A 20,454-nucleotide genomic window follows, 5' to 3' on the forward strand; every position below is an offset into this window, starting at 1 on the left:
ATCGCGATGCACCATAGTCAACTCCACAGCGGACCGTCAATGCGAATTCGCCGTCCCGTGGCCCGTCGAATCCGTCGCCGCGTCAGATTTCTGACCCCGGGAGGATGGTGTCGTGCCGCCAGTGGACGTCGTCCCGCTCGGGACAATCGATCGTGTAGTGCAGGCCGCGACTTTCGCGACGGGCCATCGCACAGCGCACGATGAGCTCCGCCACGGTCGCGATGTTGCGAAGCTCGAGCAGGTCGCCCGTGACCAGGAAGTCCCAGTAGTACTCACGAATCTCGTCCTGCAGCATCGCGATCCGCTTGCGCGCCCGCTCCAGGCGCCGGTTCGAGCGCACGATGCCGACGAAGTTCCACATCGTCCGCCGCACCTCGTCCCAGTTCTGCGTGACGACCACCGACTCGTCGCTGTTGACCGCCGTCCCGGAGTTCCATTCGGGCAGTCGCGGGGGCGGCGTCGAGTCCTCGGCGAGGCGGACCCGCGCGTGCCGCGCCGCGCGGTGTCCGAAGACGAGGCCCTCGAGCAGCGAGTTCGAGGCGAGACGATTGGCGCCGTGGAGTCCCGTCATCGCGACTTCGCCGCAGGCGTAGAGCCGCGGAATGGACGTGCGACCGTCCATGTCGGTCGCGACCCCGCCGCAGAGGTAGTGGGCGGCGGGAACGACCGGCATCCATTGCCGTGTCGGATCGATGCCGAGCTCTCGGCAGCGGCGGACGATGTTCGGGAACCGCTCCTCGATCCAGCTCGCGGGCTTGTGGGCGATGTCCAGGTACACGTGCTCGAAACCGTGCACCTTCATCTCGTGGTCGATCGCGCGCGCGACCACGTCGCGCGGCGCGAGCTCCGCGTCGCGATGGTAGCGCTCCATGAAGAACGAGCCGTCCGGCAGGCGAAGACGCGCTCCCTCCCCCCGCATCGCCTCGGTGATCAGGAAGGATTTCGCCTCCGGATGGTACAGGCACGTGGGATGGAACTGGAAGAACTCGAGGTTCCCGACGGTGGCTCCCGCCCGGTAGGCGATCGCAACGCCGTCTCCGGTCGCGACGTCCGGATTCGTCGTATAGAGGTACACCTTGCCCGCGCCTCCGGTGCAGAGGATCGTCGTGCGCGCACGCATCGCGCGGATGTGACCGGTGGCGCGCTCGTACACATAGGCTCCCCAACACGTCGGAGGGTCCGGCGCCCGACCGCGCTTGCGGTCGATCAGGAGATCGACGGCGAGCGCGTTCTCGAAAACCACGACGTTCGGATGACCGCGCAGCGCTTCGGTGAGAGCGCGGACGATCTCCCGGCCCGTGAGGTCACCGGCATGAAGGACGCGGCGCCGCGAATGACCCCCTTCCCTCCCGAGATCGTATTCGACGGCGTCGCCGGCGACATGCGCGTCGAAGCGCGTCCCGAGGGCGATGAGATCGCGGATGCGGTCGGGTCCCTCGCGCACGACCATCTGGACGACGTCCTCGTGGCAGAGGCCCGCGCCAGCGACGAGCGTATCCTCCGCATGGGAGGTGAACGAGTCCTCGGGGCTCCAGACGGTCGCGATGCCTCCCTGGGCATACGACGAATTGCTCTCGCCGCTTTGGTCCTTGGTGACGAGAGCCACGCGCCCGTGGTCCGCCACGCCGAGCGCGAAGGTCAGGCCCGCGATGCCGCTGCCGATGACCAGGTACTCCCAGGTGTCGTCGGACGGCGCCATCGACGGCGGCTCAGCGCTCGTCCTGCGCTTCGAACAGCACGAGCTGGCGCGGCGCGCCGGTGTCCTCGAACGGCACCGGGTAGCGCCCGGTGAAACAGGCGTCGCAAAAGCCGGGGTGCCGCCCGCCGAGGAAGGCGTACATGCCCTCCTCGGTCAGATACGCCAGCGAATCGGCGGTGATGTAGCGCCGGATCTCGTCGACGTCGTGCGACGACGCGATCAGCTCCCCGCGCGTCGGGGTATCGATGCCGTAATAGCAGGGATTCGTCGTCGGCGGCGAACTGATACGCACGTGCACCTCGCGTGCGCCGGCATCGCGGATCATCTTGACGATCTTCCGACTCGTGGTGCCGCGCACGATCGAGTCGTCGACCACGACCACGCGCTTGCCCTCGAGCACGTTGCGCTGCGCGTTCAGCTTCACCTTCACGCCGAAGTGGCGGATCGCGTCGCGTGGTTCGATGAAGGTGCGTCCGACGTAGTGGTTGCGGATGAGGCCCATCTCGAACGCGATGCCGGCCGCTTCCGCGTAGCCGATCGCCGCCGGCACGCCGGAATCGGGGACCGGGATCACGATGTCCGCGGGGACTCCCGACTCGCGCGCCAGCGTCCGCCCGAGCTCCTTCCGCGCCTGGTAGACGCTGCGCCCGAAAACGATCGAGTCTGGACGCGCGAAATAGATGTGCTCGAAGATGCACGCAGCGCCCGGCGTCTTGGCGAACGGGTGGTACGAGACGAGCCCCTCCCCGCTCATGACGACCACTTCCCCGGGCTCGATCTCGCGCTCGTACTCAGCGTCCATCAGGTCGAGCGCGCACGTCTCCGACGCGACGACCCACGCGCCCTTCACGCGCCCGAGCACGAGCGGGCGGAACCCGTGCGGGTCGCGGACCGCGATCAGCTTGTCGGGCGAAAGGAACACGAGGGAGTACGCTCCCCGCACCTGACGCAGGGCCTCGACGACGCGGTCCTCGAGCGTATCGGCCACGGCGACCGCGATGAGATGGATGATCACCTCGGTATCGACGGTCGATTGGAAGATCGATCCCCGCGCTTCGAGCTCTCCGCGCAACCGTTCGGCGTTCACCAGGTTGCCGTTGTGCGCGAGCGCCAAACCGCCGCGCCCGTACTCCACGACCAGCGGCTGCGCGTTCTTCAGATGCTGCGACGCGCCCGTCGTGGAGTAGCGGTTGTGACCGATCGCGGCCCGGCCACGCAGCTTCCGGACGATCGCTTCCGGAAAGATGTCGGTCACGAGCCCGAGGCCGCGATGCGAAACGAGCACCTGGCCGTCGGAGGAGACGATGCCGGCGGCCTCCTGGCCGCGATGCTGTAGGGCGCAGAGACCGAGGTATGCGAGATTCGCCGCCTCGGGGTGACCGAAAACCCCGACGACGCCGCATTTCTCGCGAAAGCCGCCCTCAGTCGTGGGCATCCTTTTCGCGTATCACGACCCGCACGAGCCAGCGAGCGCCTTGGCGAGGCCGGTTCGCCACGTCTCCCGGAGCGTCGCCACGTCGACTCCGACGAGGTCCCCGATCTCGAGACGTTGCCCGCGCACCTCGCCGATCACCGAGATCGGCACTTCCTCGCGACGCGCGATCTCGCGGAGCCGCGTCAGGTGTCGCCGTCGCACGGAGACGATCATGCGCGCCTGGCTCTCGCCGAAGAGCAGCGCGTCCGGCCGGAATCCGCCTTCGATCTCGACGCGCGCGCCAAGCGGCGGCGCCGTCTCGCTCGTGATGCAGCATTCGGCGAGCGCCACCGCGAGCCCGCCCTCCGCGACGTCGTGCGCCGAGCGCAGCAAGCCCTCGCGTGCCGCCGCGACGACCGCGCGGATCAGCCGCCGCTCGATCTCGAGGTCGATCCACGGCACCCCGCCCCGCACTTGATGGTGGACGACGGCCAGGTACTCGCTGCTGCCGAGCTCTTCGCGATTCCGGCCGAGCAGCACGACGGCGTCGCCTTCGCTCTTGAACCATTGCGTCACGTGCTGGCTCGCGTCCTCGAGCAGCCCGACCATGCCGATCACCGGCGTCGGCGGAATGCTGCGGCCCTCGGTCTCGTTGTAGAAGCTGACGTTGCCGCTGATGACCGGCGTGCCGAAGGCGAGGCATGCATCACGCAGACCGGCGATCGCCTGCTGGAACTGCCACATCACCTCGGGCTTCTCCGGACTCCCGAAGTTCAGGCAGTTGGTCACGCCGATCGGCTCGGCGCCGCTCGCCGCGAGGTTGCGTGCCGCTTCCGCGACCGCGCTCACCGTCCCCACGTACGGGTCCACGAGGCAGAGCCGGCTGTTGCAGTCGACGGTCATCGCGACCGCCTTGTCGGTGCCCGGGAGGCGGACGACCGCGGCGTCGGAGCCCGGACGCACGACGGTCCCGCCACCGACGTAGCTGTCGTACTGCCGGTATACCCACTCGCGCGAGCAGAGGTTCGGCGATTCCAGAAGCCGGACCAGCGTCTGGTTGTAGTCGGCCGGCTCGGTCAGATCCTTCAGTTGCAGCTTCGCGCTCTCGTCCGTCTCTCGAGGTTCGATCGCGGGGCGCTCGTACACCGGGGCGTCGTCGGTGAGCGGCGCGATCGGCAGGTCGACGACGACGCGGCCTTCGAACGTGCAACGCAAGCGCCGGGTGTCGGTGACGCGTCCGATCACGGCCGCCTCGAGGTCCCACTTGTCGAAGACGGCCTTGACGGCGTCCTCGGAGCCCTGGCGCACGACGAGCAGCATGCGCTCCTGGGACTCGGAGAGCAGGATCTCGTACGGCGTCACCCCCGGCTCCCGCAGCGGGACGCGCGACAGGTCGAGGTCGATGCCGGTGTCGCCGCGCGCCGCCATCTCCGTCGAGGACGACGTGAGACCCGCGGCTCCCATGTCCTGGATGGCGACCAGGTGGCGGCTCATCTCCGGCGACATGAGCTCCAGACAGGCCTCGAGCAGGAGCTTCTCGGTGAACGGATCACCGACCTGCACCGTCGGGCGCTTGCTTTCCGACTCGGCGTCGAATTCCGCGGAGGCAAGGAGGCTCGCGCCGTGGATGCCGTCGCGGCCCGTACGCGAGCCGACGTACATCACCGGATTGCCGACCCCCGTAGCCCGCGCGCGGAAGATGCGATCGGCCTGCACGACCCCGAGTGTGAACGCGTTCACCAGGATGTTGTGGTCGTACCCGGGATCGAAGGAAACCTCGCCCCCGACCGTCGGCACCCCGATGCAGTTTCCGTAGTGACCGATGCCCGCTACGACGCCGCGCACGAGGAACGCCGTCCGCGAGTGATCGATCGATCCGAAGCGCAGCGAATTGAGATTCGCGATCGGCCGTGCGCCCATCGTGAAGATGTCGCGCAGGATGCCGCCGACACCAGTGGCGGCGCCCTGGAACGGCTCGACGAACGACGGGTGGTTGTGGCTCTCGATCTTGAAGACGACCGCGAGGCCGTCGCCGACGTCGATCGCGCCCGCGTTCTCCCCGGGCCCCTGCAGCACGCGTGGACCGGTCGTCGGCAGGCTGCGGAGATGGACCCGCGAGCTCTTGTAGCTACAGTGCTCGGACCACATCACGGAGAAGACGCCAAGCTCCTCGATGGTGGGCGCGCGTCCGAGCGTGGACTCGATGTGTTCGTACTCCTGGACCGTCAGCCCGTGCGCCAGCCCCGTCTCGACCGTGACGCGCATCAGGGACCCGACAGCACTTTCGAGCTGGTCGGCGCGGCCGACACGTCGACCGCCCCACTCGCGCTGGCGATGATCGAGAGGAAGATCTTCCGGCCGTCCTCACCCCCGACGATCCACTCGCACGCGTGCTCGGGGTGCGGCATCAGGCCGAAGACGTTACCGCGGGCGTTGCGCACTCCGGCGATCGCCCCGAGCGACCCGTTCGGATTGGCTTCGGGCGTGACCCGCCCCTCGGCATCGGCATAGCGGAGCACGATCTGCCGACCGGCCTCCAAGGACCGCAGGGTCGCCTCGTCGGCCACGTAGCAGCCTTCGCCGTGCTTCACGGGGAGATCCAGGACGTCGCCGCGCCGGCAGCGGTTGGTGAAGATCGTGTCCGCATCCTCGACACGGACGTGCACCCGGCGGCACAGGAAGTCGAGCTCGCGGTTGCGGATCAGCGCGCCCGGAAGCAGGCCTGCCTCACAGAGGATCTGGAAGCCGTTGCAGATCCCGAGCACGACTCCGCCCTCGTTCGCGAACCGCTCGACGGCCCGCATGATCGGCGAAAACCGCGCCACCGCGCCGCATCGAAGGTAGTCCCCGTACGAGAAACCCCCGGGCAACACGACGCAATCGAGGCCGTCGACGCCCGTGTCCTTATGCCACAAGCGCACCACGGTCTCGCCGAGCAGGCGCTCGAGGACGTACACGGTCTGGGCGTCGTCGTTCGACCCGGGAAAAGTGATCACGCCCCAGCGCATGACTCAGCTCGCATCGGCGACATCGACCTCGAAGCGGTAGTCCTCGATCACCCGGTTGGCGAGGAGACGCTCGCACATCTCGCGCAATCGCGCTTCGGCGCTCTCCCGACTGACGTCCACCAGATGGAGTTCGAGATACTTGCCGATCCGCACGTCGCCGACCTCCGGGTACCCGAGCGCGTGCAAGGAATGCTGCACGGCCTTTCCCTGCGGATCGAGGACTCCCGTCTTCGGGGTCACGTACACGCGCGCTAGCCAACCCATGCTGCCGTCCTCGCTGCGAGAAGTCGCCCGTGCCCCGTCACGCGCCGGCAAAGATCATCTGGCCCGCCCACGCGACGTTCGGACCGCGGGCCGTTGGCGCGTCTGTCGACGCCGAGAAGCCACACTGGTACCCAAGCCCCGGCGAAAGAGCAAGTCGACGTGCTCGAGATGACGCGCGGGATCGAGCAGCCCTGCGAGCTCGCGCGCCGTGAGGCGCTTGCGGATCTCCGGCTCGGCTGCGAGCGCGTCGACGAATCGCGCCTGGCCGGCGAGCGCGGCGTGCGCGGCGCGCTGCACCCAGCGATACGCATCCTGCCGGATGGCGCCCTTCTGCACGAGAGCGAGCAGCACGTTCTCGGACAGTACGACGCCGGCGCTGAGGCCGAGATTGGCGCGCATACGCTCCGGACGCACCACGAGATTCTCAAGTACGCCGGTCATGCGGGCGAGCATGAAGTCGAGAGCGATCGTCGCATCCGGCGCGATCACCCGCTCCACGGACGAATGACTGATGTCGCGCTCGTGCCAGAGCGCGACGTTCTCCAGCGCCGCGCCGGCATACGCGCGAAGCAGCCTCGCCAACCCCGTCACGTTCTCCGACAGAATCGGGTTCCGCTTGTGGGGCATCGCCGAGGAGCCCTTCTGCCCCGTCGTGAACGGCTCCTCCGCTTCGCCGACCTCGGTACGCTGCAGGTGACGGATCTCGACCGCGATGCGCTCCAACGAGGCGCCGAGCACGGCGAGCGTAGCGAAGAACGTCGCGTGGCGATCGCGGGCGACGACCTGGGTCGCAACCGGCTCCGGAGCCAGGCCGAGCCGCGTCAGGACGTACGTCTCGACCTCCGGGGCGACGTTCCCGAAGATGCCGACCGCACCCGACAAGGTGCCCACCGAGATCTCGCGGATGGCGGCGACGAGGCGGTCGAGGTTGCGCACCGCCTCGGCGTGCCAGCTCGCCACCTTCACGCCGAACGTGACCGGCTCCGCGTGCATTCCGTGCGTACGGCCGATCATGAGCGTCTTCTTGTGGGCGAGCGCGAGGCGCCGCAGCGTCGCGATCAACCGTTCCTGGCCCCGCACGAGGAGCTCGCCGGCGGCTTTCAGCTGCAGAGCGAACCCGGTGTCGAGCACGTCCGACGACGTCAGGCCGAGATGCAAGAACCGGCCATCGGGGCCGATCGTCTCCGCCACCTGCGTCACGAAGGCGATGATGTCGTGCTTCACCTCCGCCTCGAGCTCGGCAATGCGGACGGGATCGATGCGCGCGCGTTTGCGGATGGCGACGACCGCCTTCATGGGCACCGCCCCGCGCTTGGCCATCGCCTCGCAGGCGAGGATCTCGACCTCGAGCCAGCGGCCGTAGCGCGCGGCATCCGTCCAGACCTCCCGCATGGCGGGCAGCGTGTACCGATCGATCATGCGAGCAGTCCTCCGAAAACGTCCGTGTCGAGGACGCGTTCCTTCACGTCGCCGAGCAGCACCAGCGCGCATGACTCCGGCGTGAAGAGCCGCGCCGCGGTCGCCACGACCTGGTCGTTGGTGACGGCCTCGAGGCGCGCCGCGAGCTCGTCGGTCGCCACCTGGCGCCCGAAGTACATCTCGTGCAGCGCCAGGCGCTCCATGCGTTGATCCGAGGTCTCGAGGCCGAGCAGCAGCGTCCCCCTGAGCTTCCCCTTGGCTCGCGCGAGCTCTGCGGTGGGGATTCCCTCGCGGCGAATCCGCCGGAGCTCGCCGACCACGATCTCCACGACCTCCGCGACCCAGCGCGGGCGCGTCCCGGCGGCAATGCCCAGATAGCCGGTGTCGCGGTACGAGCAGAGGAACGAGTCGATCGAGTAGGCGCGACCGCGGCGTTCACGTACTTCCTGGAAGAGCCGCGAGCTCGGGCTGTCCCCGAGGACGGAGTTCAGCACCACGGCCGCATCACGATCCGGATCGCCGACGGCGACCCCGCGCGTTGCGAAGCAGAGCTGCACCTGCTCGAGCCGCCGCCGGTGCACGGTCACGCCCCGCGCCGGCACCGGCCAGTCCCCATCTTCCACCGGCGCCGAACCGGACAGGTCGCCGAATCGCCTTGCAATCTCCTCGACCAAGGCGTCGTGCTCGACGTCTCCGGCCGCCGCGACGACCAGCCGGTCGGGCCGATAGCGCCGCTGCACCCAGGCGCGGCACACGTCGCGATCGAACCCGGCTACCGTGTCCCGTGTCCCGCAGACCGGCCGACCAAGCGCGTGCCCGGGCCAGTACGCCTGATGGAAGAGATCGTTGATCAGATCGTCCGGCGTGTCCTCGATCTGCGCGATCTCCTCGAGAACCACGTCCCTCTCGCGTGCGATCTCCTCGGGCGCGAAGCGCGAGGCGAGGAAGATGTCGCTCAACAGATCGACTGCCAAGGGGACGTGCTCACCGAGCACCTTGGCGTAGTAGCACGTGTGCTCGCGATCCGTGTCGGCATTGAGCACACCGCCGACGGCATCGATCGCCTCCGCGATCTCGGCGGCGCTCCGCCGCTCGGTGCCCTTGAAGAAGAGGTGCTCGAGGAAATGCGAGAGCCCGTTCTCCGTCGCGCCCTCGTAGCGCGACCCGCTCTCGATCCAGAGCCCGATCGCCGCCGAGACCATCCCCGGCGTGCGCTCCGACAGGATGCGGATCCCGTTCGGCAGCGTCGTCTTGTCGATACGAACGCCTGCCGCCGCGTCGACCGACGCGGCGGCGTCTTTCGACACCATGGCGTTACCGCGCGTCGCCCGCCGCCGCCAGGGCCTCCTTGCGCGAGAGACGGATCTTGCCCGTCTTGTCCACCTCGAGCACCTTGACCATCACCTCGTCGCCCTCCTTGAGAACGTCGCGCACTTCCTTCACGCGCTCGGGTGCGAGCTGAGAAATGTGCACGAGGCCATCGGTCCCGGGAAGAATCTCGACGAACGCGCCGAAGTCCATGATCTTCTTGACGATGCCCTTGTAGATCTTCCCGACCTCGGCCTCGGCCGTCAGGCGGTTCACCCAGTCGATCGCCTTCTGCATCGCGACGCCGTCCGACGACGCGATATAGATCGTGCCGTCGTCCTCGACGTCGATCTTGACGCCGGTCTCCTCGATGATGCCTCGAATCACCTTACCGCCGGGTCCGATGACGTCCCGGATGCGGTCCACCTTGATCTTCAGGGTGGTGATGCGGGGCGCGTACGCCGACATGTCGCTGCGCGCCTCGGCGAGTGCTTCCTTCATCTTGCCGAGAATGTGCAGGCGGCCTTCACGCGCCTGGTAGAGCGCGTCGCGCATGATCTCGCGCGTCACGCCGCCGATCTTGATGTCCATCTGCACGGCGGTGATGCCGTCGCCGGTGCCGGCGACCTTGAAATCCATGTCGCCGAGGTGATCCTCGTCCCCGAGAATGTCGGACAGCACGCGGATCTCGTTGCCTTCGCGGATGAGCCCCATCGCGATGCCCGCGACTGGCGCCTTGATCGGCACCCCCGCGTCCATGAGCGCGAGCGAGCTGCCGCACACGCTCGCCATCGACGAGGAGCCGTTCGACTCGAGAATTTCGGAGACCACGCGCACGGTGTAGGGGAAGCTCGACCCGTCGGGCATCACCGCCGCCACGGCCCGCTCCGCGAGCGCCCCGTGGCCGATCTCGCGCCGACCCGGCCCACGGAGGAACTTCACCTCGCCGACGCTGTACGGCGGGAAATTGTAGTGCAGCATGAACTTCTTGTAGACCTCGCCGCCGAGCGCATCGATCTTCTGCTCGTCCGACGACGTGCCGAGCGTCGCCACCACGAGCGCCTGCGTCTCGCCGCGCGTGAAGAGCGCCGAGCCGTGGGTCCGCGGCAACACTCCCACCTCCGACGTGATCGGCCGGATGTCGGTCAGACTGCGTCCGTCGATGCGACGTCGCTGCTCGACGATCAACCCGCGAACCGCATCGTAGTGCGCGTCCTCGAACGAAGCCTTGATCTCGCGCTCCTTCTCGGGGAACTCGGCGGCGAGCGTCGCGAGCAGCTCGGTGCGCACCAGCCGCACGGCGTCACTCCGCTCGTGCTTGCCGGCCGTCTCCATCGCGGTCCGAATCTTCGGAAGCGCGAAGTCGCGGACCCGCTTCTGGAGGACGGTATCGACCGCCGGCGGAACGACCGTCCGCTTCGGCTTACCGAGCGCCTTTCGCAGCTCGTCCTGGAGATCGAGGATCTTCTGCATCTCGCGATGTGCGGTGAACAGCGCATCGAGGATCACGTCCTCGGAGAGCATCTTCGCGCCGCCTTCCACCATCACGATGGCGTCGCGGGAGCCGGCCACGATCAGCTGCAACTCGCTGTCGCCGTACTGCGAGGTCATCGGGTTCACGACGAGTTGGCCGCCGATGCGCCCCATTCGAATGCCGGCGATGGGACCGTGGAACGGGATGTCCGAGACTTCGAGAGCCGCCGACGCGCCGATCAACGCCGGCATGTCGGCGTCGTTCTCCTTGTCGAACGACAGCACGGTCGCCACGATCTGCGTCTCGCAGCGGAAGCCGTCGGGGAAGAGCGGTCGCAGGGGACGGTCGATCAATCGCGAGTTGAGGATCTCCTTCTCGCTCTGTCGACCCTCGCGCTTGAAGAAGCCGCCCGGGATCTTGCCCGCGGCGAACGTCTTTTCCTGGTAATCGCAGGTGAGCGGGAAGAAATCGACGTTCTCGCGCGCCTCCCTGGCGGCCGTCGCGGTGACGAGGACGACGGTCTCTCCGTACTGCACCAGCGCGGAACCGCCGGCCTGCTTCGCCATCCGCCCGACCTCGATCGAAAGAGGCCGTCCGTGGAAATCGATCGCGACTTTTTTCATCTCACCTGCTCCCGTCCCGTGTCGGAACATTCCCTGAAGACCGTGTGGTAACGCAGCGAGAAACGGGATGGGTAGAGAAGTGAAAAAAAAGACGCTTACTTGCGGATGTTGAGACGTTCGATGACGGTCTTGTAGCGCTGGAAATCGATGCGTTTCAGATAGTCCAGCAACCGCCGCCTCTGCCCCACCAACTTCAATAAGCCGCGACGCGAATGATGATCTTTCGCGTGGGCTTTGAAGTGTTCGGTCAAATACCCGATGCGATCACTCAGCAGTGCAATCTGGACCTCGGGCGAACCGGTATCGGTCTCGTGCCGTCGGTAGTCCGCCAGGATCCCCTGGGTACGCGCTGCCGCGCCGCTCGTTCCTTCTCCCATGTCGTTTCTCGTCAAGTGGGCAGCAGTACCATGCGATACCCGGGATGTAAAGTGAGCGCGGGCCTCACGCTCATTCCGGCTCGCCTCGCGTGCGCTCGACCATCACCCGCGCCAGCTGCCAACGGGACCCATCCGACGTCGCCGTCGCGATCGCGACCAACTCCCCCCGCGCGCTCGCCAAGCGCACCACCTCGCCCGCTCCCCGGGGAGGCCCGAGCGTCCCGAGCACCCGCTGCTGTCCGCGCCGGATCGACACGATGGTGCGCGAATCGACCTCGACCGCCCGCAGCGTCCCGAGCGCCTCCGAGGGGGTCACGAGCGCCAGCGCGCCCTCGGCCGCCACCCGCGCGAGATCGTCGAGCCTCACGGCGTCCCGGACGTCGAAGGGGCCGCAGCGCGTCCGGCGGAGCGCCGCCAAGTGCGCGGCCGTTCCGAGGGCCCGCCCCAGATCCTGCGCCAGAACCCGTACGTAGGTGCCCCGCGAGCACGTCACCGCGAACGCGAGGCGATCAGCGGCGAGCCACGCCACGTCGAAGGCCGCGATCCGGACCGGACGGGGGGCCCGCTCGACGGTCTGCCCTGCGCGCGCCAGGCGATAGAGCGGCACGCCGTCACGCTTCAGCGCCGAGTACATCGGCGGCGTCTGCAGGATCTCACCGCGCAGCCCGGCAACCGCGGCCGCCAGGTCGGCCGTGGTGAGCGGCGGCAGCGGTCGTTCCTCGAGCACCGCCCCGGTGCGGTCGAGCGTGTCGGTCGCGGTCCCGAGCGCGATCTCACCGACGTACCGCTTCTCGTCGTCGGCGAGAAAGGCCGCGATCTTCGTTCCCTCGCCGATGCAGATCGGGAGAAGCCCGGTCGCGAAGGGATCGAGCGTCCCGAGGTGCCCGACCTTGCGCTGCCGCAGCGTGCGCTTCACGAACGCGACCACGGAGGCCGACGTCACACCCTCCGGCTTGTCCACCAGAAGCAGCCCGTGCAGCTCCGAGCGGGGCTCAGGCATCGTCGTCTTCCTCGCGCGGGCCACGCGCCTCGCGCAGCAGCCGTTCGAGGCGCTCCGCGTTGCCGATGGTCGGATCGATCTCGAAGCGCAGCTCGGGAGTGAAGCGGAGGCCGAGCCGCCGCCCGATCTGCGACTGCAGATACGCACGCGCGCTCGCGAGGCCCGCGAGCGTGCTCCGCTCCGCCGCCTCGCCCCCGTGCACCGCCACGTACACGGTCGCGTGCTTCAGATCGGGCGACATACGCGCGCCCGTCACGGTGACCATGCCGACCCTGGGGTCCTTCACCCCGCGCAGCAGGACGTCCGAGAGCGCCGCTTGCAGCAACGCTCCGACGCGATCGGTTCGATGTCCGGCCATGGCTCTCAGTAGTGCAGGAACTCGAGCTGCTCCTCGCCGAGCTCCGCGACCTGCATGTCGTCGATGCAACGCACGACCTCGCGCAGGGCCCCGTCGACGAACGCCTGATCGGTGCCGACCTGGCTGATGCCGAGCACCGCACGCTGCCAGAGATCGTGGTCGTCGGCTTCGGCGATCGACACGTTGAACTTGTTGCGCACCCGCGCCTTGATGGTGCGGAGCACGCTCCGCTTGCCCTTGAGCGAATGGTTCTCGTGCAAGTAGAGCGTGAGACGAAGTACGCCGACGGTCACGACTCGCTCCGTTGCAACGCGCAGCCGAAGCCGCACGCCGCGTCCAAACCGGCTCGCTCCCGCGTTTCGTCAGCCGAGATGCGGTCTGCCGGCGGCGGAGCCCCGTGATGAACGACAGCGCGGGGGCTAGACCCGCCGCTCGACCGACGCCTGCCCGCCACCGATCGACCGGGACGACGGCGTGAGCTGCCGGGCCACGGCCTCCATCTCATAGACCTCGACGACGTCGCCTTCCTTGACGTCCTGGAAATTCTCGAGACTGAGACCGCACTCGTAGCCGGACGCGACCTCGCGGGCATCCTCCTTGAAGCGACGGAGCGTATCGATCTTCCCGTCGTACACCACGACGTGGTCGCGCACGACGCGCGCCTTGCCACCGCGGACGATCTTGCCGTCGACCACGAAGCACCCCGCGATGCGGCCCGCGCTCGGAATGCTGAAGATCTGGCGAATCTCCGCACGCCCCACGGCGCGCTCGCGCAGTGTCGGCTCGAGGAGACCCTCGAGCGCGTCGCGGATGTCGCTCACGACCTCGTAGATGATGTTGTAGAGTCGGATGTCGACGCCTTCACGGCTGGCGAGATCGGACGCCTTCGATTCGGGCCGGACGTTGAAGCCGAGAACGATCGCGTTGGACGCGGCGGCGAGGAGCACATCCGACTCCGTGATGCCGCCGACCGATGCATGGATGACCGTGAGCTTGACCTCGTCCGTCCCGAGCCGCGTCAGGGCGTCACGAATCGCCTCGACCGATCCCTGGACGTCCGCCTTGAGGACGAGTTTCAACTCCTTCACGCCGCCCGCCTGGATCTGTGAGTAGAGGTCCTCCAGCGAGACCTTGCTGGTGGTCGCCAGCTCGCTCTCCCTCTGCTTGGCGCGTCGATGCTCGGCCACCTGACGCGCCTTCGCCTCGTCGGCGACATCGATGAAGGTGTCGCCCGCCGCCGGCACGCCCGTGAGGCCGAGGATCTCGACCGGCGTCGACGGCCCGGCCTGATCGATCTTGCGGCCCTGGTCGTCGATCATCGCGCGCACTCGGCCATACTCGAGGCCGCACACGAACGCGTCGCCGACCTTCAACGTTCCCTCTTGCACCAGGACGGTCGCGACCGGACCTCGGCCGCGGTCGAGCTTCGCTTCGACGATGGTTCCGCGGGCACGCCGATCGGTGCGCGCGGTCAGCTCCAGGACATCGGCTTGCAGAAGGATCATCTCGAGGAGCTGGGGGATGCCCTGCCGCGTCTTCGCGGAGACCGGAACGACGATCGTGTCGCCGCCCCATTCCTCGGGTGCGAGGCCGAAGTTGCCGAGCTCGCGCGTGACCCGATCGAGATCGGCCTCGGGCTTGTCGATCTTGTTCACCGCTACGATGATCGGGACTTCCGCCGCACGCGCGTGATCGATGGCTTCTTGCGTCTGCGGCATGATGCCATCGTCGGCGGCGACCACGAGGACGACCAGGTCCGTGACCTTCGCGCCACGGGCGCGCATGGCCGTAAAGGCTTCATGACCCGGCGTGTCGAGGAACGCGACGCGGCGATCGTTGACCTTCACTGAATACGCGCCGATGTGCTGCGTGATGCCGCCCGCTTCACCGGCGGTGACGTTGGCTTCCCGGATCGCGTCGAGAAGCGACGTCTTGCCGTGATCGACGTGACCCATGATGGTCACGACCGGCGGTCGCGGCGTCCGCTCCTCCTCGCCGCCTTCCTCCTCGAGGCCCGCCTCCAGCAGCGACTCGACGTTCAGCGCCACGTTCTCGACCGTGTAGTCGAACTCGGCCGCGACCAGCGTCGCCGTGTCGACGTCCAGGATCTGATTGACGGTGGTCATCATGCCCATGTCCATGAGCTTGCGGATGACCTCGCTCGACTTGACACCGATGGCCTTCGACAGATCACCGACCGTGATCGCCTCGGAGATCTTGACGACGCGCTTGCTCGCCTTCGGCGTCGTGATCTCGGTGTGGTGCTGCTCCTTGCCGGGCAGCGCCCGCTTCTTTCGTCGGAGCTTCCCCGGGCGCCGATCGCGCTCGAGCGTCTCGAGCATGTCGGTCTTCTTGATGACCTTCCGCTTCTTGCCGCTCTTCTTCGCGAACTCGTTCTCTTTGGCCTTCGGCGCCTCGGAAGGTGCCGGTGCCCCCGGGGCGGGGCGCCCTCCGGCGTCGGCGCCGGCGTCGGTCCGGCGTGCCGCGGTCCGCGGCGGGGGCGCCGCGGCCTTCCTGAGATCGATGCGTCCGAGGACGCGCACCTGCTGCGGCTCGTCGTCGCGTCGGACCGGCGCAGCCGCCTGAGCCGCCGCCTCGGCCTCGGCCGCACGCGCCGACTCCTCCGCCGCGAGGGCCTCCGCCTCGGCCGCCGCCGCGGCCGCGGCCGCCGCTGCCTCGGCCGCCTCCGCCGCGGCACTCGCTTTCATCAGCTCCTGCTCGATCTCCCCCATCTCCGGAATGTCCGGCTCCGGAACGACGGGTGGTGGCGACTCGACCGGCGCCGGCATCTCGAAGGGCGTCAGCTCGACGGCCGGCATCTCGACCGGCGCGAGCGCGGGGGTCACGTCGGGAAGCGGCTCCGCGACCGGCTCCTCACGCTTGACCACCTCCTCGCGCTTCGTGCGGCGGCGGATGACGTTCGTACCGACACGATTCTCCACGACCTGCTCGCGAGCCGTCACCACGGAGTCTTCCGAGGTCACGACGCGCTCCAACACCACGCGCTCCGTGCCGATCGCGACGGCCGCCTTGTCCCGTAGCCCGAGCACATCGCGCACCGGAGGAATCTGCTCGTCCGCGAGCGTGCTTTGCGATTTCTTGTTGCGAATCCCGACCTTTTCGCACGCGGCCAGCACGTCCTTGACGGGACGGTCCCACTCCTTCGCGAGCTCGTGGATGCGCTTCTTCCCGTTCAAGCATGCACCTCCGGGAACCGGGCGCGAAAGGATTCGCGCGCGGGCTTAGGTACCACGCACCCCAACGAGCGTACAAACCCGCCCCGGCGCGTGAACGTGTCGGCGCACGTGCGATCGGCGTGGAAATACCCGCCGCGACCGCCGAGCCGTCCGGCGCCGTCGAGAACGAGCGTCCCCGCGCGCGCGACGACACGCACGAGATTGGATCGCGCGTCGCGCGCACGGCACCCGAGACAGGTTCTGGTCGGTTCGTGTCGCATCGGCCTCAGCCGTCGCTCCCGGCTCCGTCGCCGCCGTCGCCGGTGGAGCCTCCGCTCGATTCGGCAGCCGCCGAGAACGCCGCGGCCGCCTCAAGGGCAGCCGCCTCCGCCGCCGCCGCTTCTTCCGCGACACGAGCCTCGGCTTCCAGGCGCTTCTGCTCGACGTGCGCCTTGGCCGACTTCACGATGCCCGACGCCTTGTCACTGCTGACTCCCTCGACCTGGCCGACCCGATCGGGATCCGCGTCCGCAAGCTCCTCCGCCGACTTGAAGCCGTCCTGGTAGAGCAGCTCCGCGGTCACGTCGCCGATCCCCGGGATCGCCATGAGCGACTGGCGGGCGTTTCGCGCCTCCTCTTCGGCCTCGGCCTCGCCCTTCACGTCGAGACGCCATCCCGTCAACCGGGACGCGAGGCGAACGTTCTGGCCCTTCTTCCCGATCGCGAGCGAGAGCTGATCGTCGGGAACGATCACCTCCATGGCCCGCTCCTCCTCGTCCATGATGATCTTGGAGACCTTCGCTGGGGACAACGCACGACACACGTACTCCGCCGGATCCTGGATCCACGGCACGATGTCGATCTTCTCGCCGCGCAACTCCTGCACGACCGATTGCACGCGCGTCCCGCGCATGCCGACGCAGGCCCCGACGGGATCGACGTCGCGATCGTTCGAGTAGACCGCGATCTTGGCGCGCCCACCGGGTTCACGCGCCGCGCCCTTCACCTCGACGATGCCCTCGTAGATCTCGGGAACCTCCTGCTCGAAGAGCTTGATGAGCAACCCGGGATGCGTGCGCGACAGCACGATCTGCGGTCCCTTGCTGGTGAGCTCCACGTCGAGGATGTACGCGCGGATCCGGTCGCCCTGACGATACCGCTCGCGCGGGATCTGCTCCTTCTCGGGCAGGATCGCGTCGGTGCGACCGAGGTTCACGATGATGTTCTTGCGCTCGAAGCGCTGCACGATACCCGAGAAGAGCTCGCCCTTCCGATCCTTGAACTCGTTGAAGATGATGGTGCGCTCGGCCTCGCGAACTTTCTGGATGATGTTCTGCTTCGCCGCCTGCGCCGCGATGCGGCCGAACTTCTCCTGGGAGAGCTTGGACAGGAGCTCGTCGCCGACCTCGGCTTCCGGATCGAGCGTCGCCTTCGCGTCCCTCAATGTCACCTGATTGGCCGGATCGGTGATCTCGTCGACGACCGTCTTGATCTCGAACAGCTCGACCTCGCCGATGTCCGGATTGAACTTGGCCTCGATCTGGTGCTCCAGACCGAAGGTGCGACGCGCGGCCGAGAGCATGGCCTCCTCGAGGGCGGCGACGATGATGCCCCTGTCGATCCCCTTTTCCTTGCTCACCTGCTCGATGACGCGATTCAGATCGGGTTGCATGTCGTCTCCTTCCCGCCTACCGAGACCCGGCCCGCCGCGCCGGCCGCTGCGCACCGCGATCCCGACGCCGCTGTCCGAGCACGGGAAACTCGTGCTGGTAGTTCGCTCGGGTGATGGCCTCGTACGCGATGTCGTGGGCGATCCGATCGTCCCCGGTGATGGTGATGCCGTCGCCCCGCGCCGCCGTCAGGACTCCCCGGAAGGAGTGCCGCGTGCCGATGCCCTTGCGCGTCTGCACGTGCACCTTCTTGCCGACGAAGGCCTCGAAATGGCTCGGACGCGTCAGGGGCCGGTTCACCCCCGGCGAGGACACCTCGAGCGTGTAGGCGCCGGGAACGGCGTCGCCCCGCACGTCCAGGGCATCGGAGAGCTGCCGGCTCACCGCGGTGAGTTCGTCGAGCGAAACGCCCCCGCCGAGCTCGTCGATCAGCAAACGCAGGACGTGCCCGCACCCCTCGCGCCGCAGCTCGACGTCCACGAGCTCCAGCCCGAGGTCGAGCACGATCGGCTCGGCGATGGCCCACACGGCCGCGATCTTCGGATCGATTTCCATTTGTCGAGGTTGTCTGCGTACCCCTCCCCTCCGCCGAGTCTCCGCGACCGGGGTGAGGCACTGCATCGGCTGCGTTCAAGGAACCCCGGCAAACAGAAGGCTGGGCGAGAGTGGAGAGCGCCTTCTCAGAACAAAAAAAGCGGGCACGGGCCCACTTCTTTGAAGCAGTTCGCGGCAATAACACGAGCCTTGCGAAGGCGCAAGCCTGGGACGCGGTGCGGCAAGCGTACCGTTCCCGACCGCCGCGACGGCAGCCAACCTCAGGAGCCGTACATCTGGTCGATGACCTCCCGGTAGCGCTCGGTCACGACCTTGCGCTTCACCTTGAGGCTCGGCGTGAGCTCCCCGGTCTCCTGGGAGAAGTCCCCTTCGAGAATCCGGAAGTACTTGATGCTCTCGTACGAGGCCAGGTGCTTGTTGACGTGCTGCACCTCGCGATCGACGAGCGCCGTGATCTCGGGATGGCTTGCTGCCTGCGCCCGGGTGCGTAGCTCGATGCCGGCCGCCGCCGCGTAGCGTTCGACCTCCTCGAAATCGAGCGTCAGGAGCGCCACGACGTACTTTCGATTGTCCCCGATCACGACCGCCTGACTGATGTGGAGCTGGGTCTTCAAGAGGTTCTCGATGTTCTGGGGCGCGACGTACTTTCCGCCCGAGGTCTTGATGAGGTCCTTCTTGCGGTCGGTGATCCGCACGAACCCATCCGCGTCGATCTCACCGATGTCTCCCGTATGGAACCAACCCTCGGCGTCCCAGGACTCGGCCGTCGCCTCCGGACGCTTGTAGTACCCCTGCGCGACGTTCGGTCCCTTGGCGAGGATCTCGCCGTCGGGAGCGATCCGCAGTGTGACGTTCGGGATCGCCGGGCCCACGGTCCCGAACCTGAACTGGTCCGGCCGGTTGCAGGTCAGGATCGGCGTCGTCTCGGTGAGGCCGTAGCCTTCGAGGATCAGCAGCCCGACGGCGTGGAAGAACTCCATGATCTCGCGCGCGAGCGGCGCCCCGCCCGAGACCATGAGACGGACGCGCCCGCCGAGCGTCTGGTGGATGCGCGAGAACACCAGCCGGTCGGCGATCATGCCCTGGAACGAGACGAGCAGCGGGAGCGCCTCACCGCGCTGCAGATAGGCGCTGCGCTCGCGCCCCACCCCGAGCGCCCAATCGAAGATCGCGCCCTGCAGAAAACCGCTCTGCTGACGCGTCCCCATGATCCGCGCGTAGATCTTCTCGTAGATACGGGGCACCGACGGGATGAGGTGCGGTCGCGACTCGCCGAGCTCCTGCGTCAGCGTGTCGATCGACGTGGCGAAGGCGGTGACGGTTCCCAGCAACAGCCCGAGATACTCGACCATGCGCGCGAACGAGTGCGCGAGGGGCAGGAAGAAGAAGTCCACCTCGCCTTCCGCGACGACCCCGAGCGCGCTCACGGCCTCGATCGCCGCGAGATGGTTTCCGTGGGTCTGCATCACCCCTTTCGGCGGACCGGTGGTCCCCGACGTGTAGACGATCGTCGCGAGGTCGTCGCGCCCGACGGCCGCCATACGCGCGTCGAGGATCGGCTGCGCGTGCTCCGACGCCGCCCGCCCCCGCGCGCGCAGGTCGGCGAGGGCGACGACGTCCGCGCCGTCGGGCTCGCCCTCCATCAGGACGAGCAGCCCTACCGCGATGGACACCCGCTCGCCGTCGAGCTCGAACCCCTCGCGCTGGACGGTACGGACCTTCGCCAGCTGCTTGGCGTTCTCCACGAAGCACACCCGCGATTCGGAGTTGGCGAGGATGTAGCCGCACTCGTGCGGGAGGTTCGATTGGTAGATCGGCACGCTGATCGCGCCGCACGCGTAGATCGCGATGTCCGCGTCGACCCATTCCGGTCGCGTCCCGGAGAGGATCGCGACCTTTTCGCCGGGCTGCAGGCCGTGCTCCACGAGGCCGGCGGCGATCTCGCGGATCGCGGTCGCGTCCTCGTCCCACGAGACTTCGCGCCACGCACCGTCGCGCTTCACGCGATAGCGCGGTTTTTCAGCGCGTACCGCGGCCCGGTCGAAGTACATCTGCGCGAGGTTCCGGAAGGCGGTTCCGCGCGACGTCGACTCGGTCGGCACCGGCGCG

17 protein-coding genes are annotated in these 20,454 nt (G+C 68.0%); all 17 read right to left on the reverse strand.

Annotation, left to right across the window (positions count from 1 at the left end; genetic code table 11):
* Window positions 1-82: 82 nt before the first annotated feature.
* On the reverse strand, window positions 83-1,699 hold the full coding sequence (nadB, locus tag IT293_21210; protein ID MCC6767176.1) for an L-aspartate oxidase: 1,617 nt from the start codon (window positions 1,697-1,699) through the stop codon (window positions 83-85).
* Between the two features lie 10 nt (window positions 1,700-1,709).
* Window positions 1,710-3,134 (reverse strand): amidophosphoribosyltransferase, encoded by a 1,425-nt coding sequence (locus tag IT293_21215; GenBank protein ID MCC6767177.1) that lies wholly within the window; start codon window positions 3,132-3,134, stop codon window positions 1,710-1,712.
* Between the two features lie 12 nt (window positions 3,135-3,146).
* On the reverse strand, window positions 3,147-5,378 hold the full coding sequence (gene purL / locus IT293_21220) for a phosphoribosylformylglycinamidine synthase subunit PurL (GenBank protein MCC6767178.1): 2,232 nt from the start codon (window positions 5,376-5,378) through the stop codon (window positions 3,147-3,149).
* Window positions 5,378-6,121: a phosphoribosylformylglycinamidine synthase subunit PurQ gene (gene purQ, locus IT293_21225; GenBank protein ID MCC6767179.1), complete on the reverse strand. Its 744-nt coding sequence runs from the start codon at window positions 6,119-6,121 to the stop codon at window positions 5,378-5,380. Before purQ ends, purL begins: the two co-directional genes overlap by 1 nt.
* A gap of 3 nt (window positions 6,122-6,124) precedes the next feature.
* Window positions 6,125-6,385, reverse strand: coding sequence for a phosphoribosylformylglycinamidine synthase subunit PurS (gene purS, locus IT293_21230; protein MCC6767180.1), 261 nt, complete (start codon window positions 6,383-6,385; stop codon window positions 6,125-6,127).
* A 54-nt stretch (window positions 6,386-6,439) separates the two neighbouring features.
* Window positions 6,440-7,804, reverse strand: coding sequence for an adenylosuccinate lyase (locus IT293_21235; protein MCC6767181.1), 1,365 nt, complete (start codon window positions 7,802-7,804; stop codon window positions 6,440-6,442).
* A complete protein-coding gene (locus tag IT293_21240) occupies window positions 7,801-9,114 on the reverse strand; it encodes an insulinase family protein (protein ID MCC6767182.1) in 1,314 nt (437 codons plus the stop codon). Before IT293_21240 ends, IT293_21235 begins: the two co-directional genes overlap by 4 nt.
* A 4-nt stretch (window positions 9,115-9,118) precedes the next feature.
* On the reverse strand, window positions 9,119-11,209 hold the full coding sequence (pnp, locus tag IT293_21245) for a polyribonucleotide nucleotidyltransferase (protein ID MCC6767183.1): 2,091 nt from the start codon (window positions 11,207-11,209) through the stop codon (window positions 9,119-9,121).
* A gap of 95 nt (window positions 11,210-11,304) precedes the next feature.
* Window positions 11,305-11,586 carry a 30S ribosomal protein S15 gene (gene rpsO, locus IT293_21250; GenBank protein ID MCC6767184.1) on the reverse strand — a complete coding sequence of 94 codons (282 nt, stop codon included), beginning with the start codon at window positions 11,584-11,586 and terminating at the stop codon, window positions 11,305-11,307.
* Window positions 11,587-11,656: 70 nt separating this feature from the next.
* The gene (gene truB / locus IT293_21255; GenBank protein ID MCC6767185.1) at window positions 11,657-12,586 is read right to left on the reverse strand and encodes a tRNA pseudouridine(55) synthase TruB; all 930 of its coding nucleotides are present in this window, start codon (window positions 12,584-12,586) and stop codon (window positions 11,657-11,659) included.
* Window positions 12,579-12,944, reverse strand: coding sequence for a 30S ribosome-binding factor RbfA (rbfA, locus tag IT293_21260; protein ID MCC6767186.1), 366 nt, complete (start codon window positions 12,942-12,944; stop codon window positions 12,579-12,581). The genes truB and rbfA overlap by 8 nt, the downstream gene beginning before the upstream one ends.
* Window positions 12,945-12,949: 5 nt before the next feature.
* Entirely contained in the window at window positions 12,950-13,237 is a 288-nt protein-coding gene (locus tag IT293_21265; GenBank protein ID MCC6767187.1) for a DUF503 domain-containing protein, read from the reverse strand.
* A 126-nt stretch (window positions 13,238-13,363) separates the two neighbouring features.
* On the reverse strand, window positions 13,364-16,123 hold the full coding sequence (infB, locus tag IT293_21270) for a translation initiation factor IF-2 (protein MCC6767188.1): 2,760 nt from the start codon (window positions 16,121-16,123) through the stop codon (window positions 13,364-13,366).
* 14 nt (window positions 16,124-16,137) lie between these two features.
* The gene (locus IT293_21275; protein ID MCC6767189.1) at window positions 16,138-16,401 is read right to left on the reverse strand and encodes a DUF448 domain-containing protein; all 264 of its coding nucleotides are present in this window, start codon (window positions 16,399-16,401) and stop codon (window positions 16,138-16,140) included.
* Window positions 16,402-16,406: 5 nt separating this feature from the next.
* Window positions 16,407-17,792 carry a transcription termination/antitermination protein NusA gene (gene nusA, locus IT293_21280; GenBank protein ID MCC6767190.1) on the reverse strand — a complete coding sequence of 462 codons (1,386 nt, stop codon included), beginning with the start codon at window positions 17,790-17,792 and terminating at the stop codon, window positions 16,407-16,409.
* A gap of 16 nt (window positions 17,793-17,808) precedes the next feature.
* A complete protein-coding gene (locus IT293_21285) occupies window positions 17,809-18,345 on the reverse strand; it encodes a ribosome maturation factor RimP (GenBank protein ID MCC6767191.1) in 537 nt (178 codons plus the stop codon).
* A 260-nt stretch (window positions 18,346-18,605) separates the two neighbouring features.
* On the reverse strand, window positions 18,606-20,447 hold the full coding sequence (locus tag IT293_21290) for a long-chain fatty acid--CoA ligase (protein MCC6767192.1): 1,842 nt from the start codon (window positions 20,445-20,447) through the stop codon (window positions 18,606-18,608).
* Between the last annotated feature and the right edge of the window lie 7 nt (window positions 20,448-20,454).

This window comes from Deltaproteobacteria bacterium, from assembly GCA_020848745.1.
Lineage (GTDB): Bacteria > Desulfobacterota > Binatia > UTPRO1 > UTPRO1 > UTPRO1.

Bases quoted from the DNA above. Each gene is read 5' to 3' on its own strand.
- IT293_21285 (MCC6767191.1), bottom strand. From the start codon at position 18,345: ATGGAAATCGATCCGAAGATCGCGGCCGTGTGGGCCATCGCCGAGCCG.
- nadB (MCC6767176.1), bottom strand. From the start codon at position 1,699: ATGGCGCCGTCCGACGACACCTGGGAGTACCTGGTCATCGGCAGCGGC.
- rbfA (MCC6767186.1), bottom strand. From the start codon at position 12,944: ATGGCCGGACATCGAACCGATCGCGTCGGAGCGTTGCTGCAAGCGGCG.
- truB (MCC6767185.1), bottom strand. From the start codon at position 12,586: ATGCCTGAGCCCCGCTCGGAGCTGCACGGGCTGCTTCTGGTGGACAAG.
- pnp (MCC6767183.1), bottom strand. From the start codon at position 11,209: ATGAAAAAAGTCGCGATCGATTTCCACGGACGGCCTCTTTCGATCGAG.
- rpsO (MCC6767184.1), bottom strand. From the start codon at position 11,586: ATGGGAGAAGGAACGAGCGGCGCGGCAGCGCGTACCCAGGGGATCCTG.
- IT293_21235 (MCC6767181.1), bottom strand. From the start codon at position 7,804: ATGATCGATCGGTACACGCTGCCCGCCATGCGGGAGGTCTGGACGGAT.
- purQ (MCC6767179.1), bottom strand. From the start codon at position 6,121: ATGCGCTGGGGCGTGATCACTTTTCCCGGGTCGAACGACGACGCCCAG.
- IT293_21275 (MCC6767189.1), bottom strand. From the start codon at position 16,401: ATGCGACACGAACCGACCAGAACCTGTCTCGGGTGCCGTGCGCGCGAC.
- IT293_21215 (MCC6767177.1), bottom strand. From the start codon at position 3,134: ATGCCCACGACTGAGGGCGGCTTTCGCGAGAAATGCGGCGTCGTCGGG.
- nusA (MCC6767190.1), bottom strand. From the start codon at position 17,792: ATGCAACCCGATCTGAATCGCGTCATCGAGCAGGTGAGCAAGGAAAAG.
- IT293_21240 (MCC6767182.1), bottom strand. From the start codon at position 9,114: ATGGTGTCGAAAGACGCCGCCGCGTCGGTCGACGCGGCGGCAGGCGTT.
- purS (MCC6767180.1), bottom strand. From the start codon at position 6,385: ATGGGTTGGCTAGCGCGCGTGTACGTGACCCCGAAGACGGGAGTCCTC.
- purL (MCC6767178.1), bottom strand. From the start codon at position 5,378: ATGCGCGTCACGGTCGAGACGGGGCTGGCGCACGGGCTGACGGTCCAG.